This is a genomic window from Pseudomonas sp. TJI-51 (genome assembly GCF_000190455.2).
Lineage (GTDB): Bacteria > Pseudomonadota > Gammaproteobacteria > Pseudomonadales > Pseudomonadaceae > Aquipseudomonas > Aquipseudomonas juntendi.
The window spans coordinates 1-5,366 of sequence record NZ_AEWE02000157.1; the positions used below are offsets into that span (position 1 = coordinate 1).

A 5,366-nucleotide genomic window follows, 5' to 3' on the forward strand; every position below is an offset into this window, starting at 1 on the left:
GGCCGCAAGGCGGCCCCGGCGATGTTGAGGCATACTACCGCCCTCCCCGGCCACCACCCTCTACGTTCCCATGCGCATCCACGTCAGCTTCATCGACCGCGTCGGCATCACTCAGGAAGTGCTAGCCCTGCTCGGTGCCCGCAACCTCAACCTGGACGCCGTGGAGATGGTCCCGCCGAACGTCTACATCGACGCCCCGACGCTCAGCCCCGCGGTGCTCGAAGAGCTGCACGACGCACTGTTCGAAGTGCACGGGGTACAGTCGGTGGACGTGGTCGACATCCTTCCCGGGCAACGTCGGCACCTGCAACTGGATGCGTTGCTGGCAGCGATGAGCGACCCGGTCCTGGCCGTGGACAGCGCCGGCAAGGTGTTGCTGGCCAACCCGGCGCTGATCGAGCTATGCGGCCGCGAATCGGCCGGGCGCTCGGTGGGCGAGCTGTTCGGCGACGCCGGGCTGCTGCAGGCGCTGCTGGACAACAACTTCCACCTGCCTATGCGCGAGATGCAACTGAACGGCCACAGCCTGCTGCTCGATGCCATGCCCATTACCAACGCCGGTGGCCTGCTGACGCTTTACCCGCCATCGCGCATGGGCGAACGCCTGTCGGCCCTGCACCACGACCACGCCGAGGGCTTCGACGCCCTGCTGGGCGAGTCACCGGCCATCCGTACTCTCAAAGCACGCGCCATGCGCGTTGCCGCACTCGATGCGCCGCTGCTGGTGCATGGCGAAACCGGCACCGGCAAAGAGCTGGTGGCCCGCGCCTGCCATGCCATCAGCAGCCGCCAGGCGGCACCGTTCCTGGCGCTGAACTGCGCCGCCCTGCCCGAGAGCCTGGCCGAGAGCGAGCTGTTCGGCTACGCCCCCGGCGCCTTCACCGGCGCGCAACGCGGCGGCAAGCCGGGGCTGATGGAGCTGGCCAACCAGGGCACGGTGTTTCTGGATGAGATCGGCGAAATGTCACCGTACCTGCAGGCCAAGCTGCTGCGCTTCCTCAGTGACGGCAGCTTCCGCCGGGTGGGCGGCGACCGCGAAGTGAAGGTCGATGTGCGCATCATCAGCGCCACCCACCGCGACCTGGAGCGCATGGTGGCCGAAGGCAGCTTCCGCGAAGACCTGTTCTACCGCCTGAATGTGCTCAACCTGCAGGTACCGCCCCTGCGCGACCGCGGCCAGGACATCCTGATGCTGGCGCACTTCTTCATGCAGCAGGCCTGCACGCAGATCCAGCGCCCAGCCTGCCGGTTGACCCCGGCCACCCATTCGGCGCTGCTGGCCAACCCGTGGCCGGGCAACGTGCGCCAACTGCAGAACGTGATTTTCCGTGCGGCGGCCATCTGCGAAAGCAACCTGGTGGACATTGGTGACCTGGACATTGCCGGCACCTCGGTGGCGCGCGGGCAAGATGGCGAAGTGGCCAGCCTGGAGCAAGCCGTGGGCGATTTCGAGCGTGAGCTGCTGCAACGTCTGTACGCCAGCTACCCCTCCACCCGGCAACTGGCTGCGCGCTTGCACACTTCGCACACCGCCATTGCCCAGCGCTTGCGTAAATATGGAATACCCGGCAAAGGCTGATAGTCGTTGCAATAACCTGTTAGTTGTTCAGACCTTTCCTACGCGCGTGAAAGATACTCTCCCACATATGCCTCGTAGAATGGTGACGGTGTATTGCCACTTGTCATCCCACTGATCCGCCCAAGTGCGGAGCGTGGTTCGCTACTGGATATAACGAGAGCACCTGATGTTTGAACTCGATTTTTACGGGACACTTGTAGCCGCCTCTCTCGTCCTGTTATTGGGGCGCGGGCTGGTTGCAAGGATTGGTTTGTTGCGCGTCTACAATATTCCGGAACCCGTTGCCGGTGGCCTGGTCGTCGCCTTTGCCCTGCTGGCGTTGCGCAGTTTCGATGTGCAGGTGCAGTTCGATACCTCACTGCAAACACCCTTGATGCTGGCCTTCTTCGCCACCATCGGCTTGAGCGCAGACTTTGCCAGCCTGAAAAAAGGCGGCCGTGTGGTGGTGGTCTTCCTGCTGGTGGTCACTAGCCTGTTGCTGGTGCAGAACGCCATGGGCATCGGCCTGGCCTCGGCATTGGGGCTGGACCCTTTGATGGGCCTGCTGGCCGGTTCGATCACCCTGTCCGGCGGCCACGGCACCGGCGCCGCCTGGGGCGCCACGTTCAGCGAAAAGTTCGGCCTGGCCTCGGCTGCGGAACTGGCGATGGCCTCGGCCACCTTCGGGCTGGTGCTGGGCGGCCTGATTGGCGGGCCGGTTGCCCGGCTGCTGATCAAGCGGGTGAAAACGCCGGGGGCCGATGAGGAACTGCCGCAACTGCCCCAGGGTTTCGAGCGGCCTGACAAAGAGCGCCTGATAACATCGTTTTCATTTGTAGAAACACTGGCGCTGATTGCGGTAAGCCTGCTTGCCGGTTCTTTGCTCAATGGCGCACTCAAAGGAACTGCATTCGAACTGCCGACGTTTGTGTGTGTGCTGTTCGTGGGTGTATTGCTGCGCAATGGGCTATCCGCATTCGGCTTCTACCGTGTGTTCGAACGGGAAGTTTCGGTACTGGGCAATGTCAGCTTGTCGCTGTTCCTGGCCATTGCCTTGATGTCGCTCAAACTATGGGACCTGGCAGCGCTGGCCTTGCCGTTCTTCGCATTATTGGCCGCACAGACACTGGTCATGGCGCTGTTCGCAATTTTCGTGACGTTCCGGGTCATGGGTCGCAATTACGATGCTGCCGTATTGGCTGCCGGCCATTGCGGATTTGGCCTGGGGGCCACGCCCACTGCCATTGCCAACATGCAGGCAGTGACCCAGCGCTACGGCGCTTCGAACATTGCCTTTCTGGTGGTACCCATGGTGGGGGCATTCTTCATCGACATCATCAATGTCATCGTGATCAAACTCTATCTGGCACTGCCGCTGTTCATGGCAGGTTGATGCCTTTTACCGTACCTGTGGCGTCGCCCGACTAAAGAGTTGGCAGTAACGTGCCAAACAGACGCCGCGGCACTGTAACGCTTTGATTACACCGTATCGAAAACGCTACATGGGTGTGCGCATGCGGTTATACAAGGGTTTGATAGAGAAACGCTTTTTCACCCCGCGTGCAATGTAGCGTTTTCGTTCCACCGCCAAAAATCGAGCGCCTCAGTAAAAATTTAACTTATTGTTTTATAAGCCTTTTTTGAAATTGGCCGCATTATTGCTATGGGAATCCCGACCCAAGAGCGCGGGCACACCGCGCCCAACGCCCGAGGATTCCGCATGAGCGAGTTGCGTTTCACCGAAGATCACGAATGGCTGCGCGTCGAAGCCGACGGCAGTGTCACCGTGGGCATCACCGCCTTCGCCCAGAACGCCCTTGGCGATGTGGTGTTTGTGCAACTGCCCGAGTTGCAGCAGTACGAGAAAGGCAGCGAAGCATCCACCGTCGAGTCGGTGAAAGCTGCCAGCGGCGTATACATGCCCCTGACCGGCGAGGTGGTTGCAGTCAACGCACAGCTCGACTCAAGCCCGGAGCTGGTCAACGAAGACCCCATGGGCGAAGGCTGGTTCTTCCGCTTCACCCCGGCCAACATCAGCGAAGTCAGCGCCCTGCTCGACCAGGACGCCTATGACCGCCTGATCAAAGCCAACGCTGAAGCCTGAGGACTGCGCCATGACCATCAACCTCAGCACCGCCAACGAATTCATCGCCCGGCACATCGGCCCGCGCACCGCCGACGAGCAGGCCATGCTCGCCGCCCTCGGTTTCGAATCGCTGGACGCCATGACCGCGGCGGTCATCCCCGACAGCATCAAGGGCACCAGCGTGCTCGGCGCGCACGACGGCCAGAGTGAAGCCGACGCGCTGGCAGCACTCAAGGCCATCGCCGGCAAGAACCAGCTGTTCAAGAGCTTCATCGGCCAGGGCTACTACAACACCCACACCCCGGCCCCCATCCTGCGAAACCTGCTGGAAAACCCGGCCTGGTACACCGCCTACACGCCCTACCAGCCGGAAATCTCCCAGGGCCGCCTGGAAGCGTTGCTGAACTTCCAGACCCTGATCAGCGACCTCACCGGCCTGCCGATCGCCAACGCTTCGCTGCTCGACGAAGCGACCGCCGCAGCCGAGGCCATGACCTTCTGCAAGCGCCTTTCGAAGAACAAGACCAGCCACAGCTTCTTCGCGTCGGTGCACTGCCACCCGCAAACCCTGGACGTACTGCGCACCCGCGCCGAGCCGTTGGGCATCGACGTGGTGGTCGGCGACGAACGCGAGCTGGGCGATGCCAGTGCCTTCTTCGGCGCGCTGCTGCAATACCCGGCCAGCAATGGCGAGGTGTTCGACTACCGTGAAGTGGTGCAGCGCTTCCATGCCGCCAACGCGCTGGTCGCCGTGGCAGCAGACCTGCTGGCCCTGACCCTGCTGACCCCACCGGGTGAGTTCGATGCCGACGTGGCCATCGGCAGCGCCCAGCGTTTTGGCGTGCCCCTGGGCTTCGGCGGCCCACACGCGGCCTACTTCGCCACCCGTGACGCCTTCAAGCGCGACATGCCAGGCCGGCTGGTCGGCGTGTCGATCGATCGCTTCGGCAAGACCGCCCTGCGCCTGGCCATGCAAACCCGCGAGCAGCACATCCGCCGCGAGAAGGCCACCAGCAACATTTGCACCGCCCAGGTGCTGCTGGCCAATATCGCCAGCATGTACGCCGTGTACCACGGCCCGGCCGGCCTCAAGCGCATCGCCGAGCGCACCCATGCGCTGACCGCGGTTCTGGCAGCCGGCCTGAACCGCCTGGGTTTGCAAGTGGTCGGTGCAACAGCCTTCGACACCTTGACCCTGGCCACCGGCACCGCCACTGCCAGCCTGCATGAGCAGGCCCGCGCCCAAGGTATCAACCTGCGCCAGGTCGACGCCGCCCACCTGGGCCTGTCGCTGGACGAAACCAGCACCCAGGCTGACGTGCAGGCCCTGTGGCAACTGTTCGCCGGCAACCAGCCCCTGCCTGACTTCGCCGCGCTGGCTGCCAGCACCGGTTGGCTGCTGCCCGCGGCCCTGCTGCGCCAGTCGGCCATCCTCGAACACCCGGTATTCAACCGCTACCACAGCGAAACCGAACTGATGCGCTACCTGCGCCGCCTGGCCGACAAGGACCTGGCGCTGGACCGCAGCATGATCCCGCTGGGCTCCTGCACCATGAAGCTGAACGCAGCCAGCGAAATGATCCCGGTGACCTGGGCCGAGTTCGGCAACCTGCACCCCTTTGCGCCGGCCGAGCAAAGCCAGGGCTACCTGCAGATGACCACCGAGCTGGAAGCAATGTTGTGCGCTGCTACCGGCTATGATGCCGTGTCGCTGCAGCCCAA

3 protein-coding genes and 1 pseudogene are annotated in these 5,366 nt (G+C 63.3%); all 4 read left to right on the plus strand.

The annotated features are described in order from the left end of the window. Positions 1-70: 70 nt before the first annotated feature. On the plus strand, positions 71-1,579 hold the full coding sequence (locus tag G1E_RS25585; RefSeq protein WP_047150239.1) for a sigma-54-dependent transcriptional regulator: 1,509 nt from the start codon (positions 71-73) through the stop codon (positions 1,577-1,579). 166 nt (positions 1,580-1,745) lie between these two features. After that, positions 1,746-2,951 carry a sodium/glutamate symporter gene (gene gltS / locus G1E_RS25590; protein WP_033691431.1) on the plus strand — a complete coding sequence of 402 codons (1,206 nt, stop codon included), beginning with the start codon at positions 1,746-1,748 and terminating at the stop codon, positions 2,949-2,951. Positions 2,952-3,278: 327 nt separating this feature from the next. After that, positions 3,279-3,662: a glycine cleavage system protein GcvH gene (gene gcvH, locus G1E_RS25595; protein ID WP_009687031.1), complete on the plus strand. Its 384-nt coding sequence runs from the start codon at positions 3,279-3,281 to the stop codon at positions 3,660-3,662. A 10-nt stretch (positions 3,663-3,672) separates the two neighbouring features. Next, positions 3,673-5,366 (plus strand): annotated as a pseudogene (locus G1E_RS25600) (glycine dehydrogenase); the annotation flags it as partial.

What these genes read in the sequence shown, in the direction of transcription:
- G1E_RS25585 (WP_047150239.1), top strand. Translation starts at nt 71, where the DNA reads ATGCGCATCCACGTCAGCTTCATCGACCGCGTCGGCATCACTCAGGAA.
- gltS (WP_033691431.1), top strand. Translation starts at nt 1,746, where the DNA reads ATGTTTGAACTCGATTTTTACGGGACACTTGTAGCCGCCTCTCTCGTC.
- gcvH (WP_009687031.1), top strand. Translation starts at nt 3,279, where the DNA reads ATGAGCGAGTTGCGTTTCACCGAAGATCACGAATGGCTGCGCGTCGAA.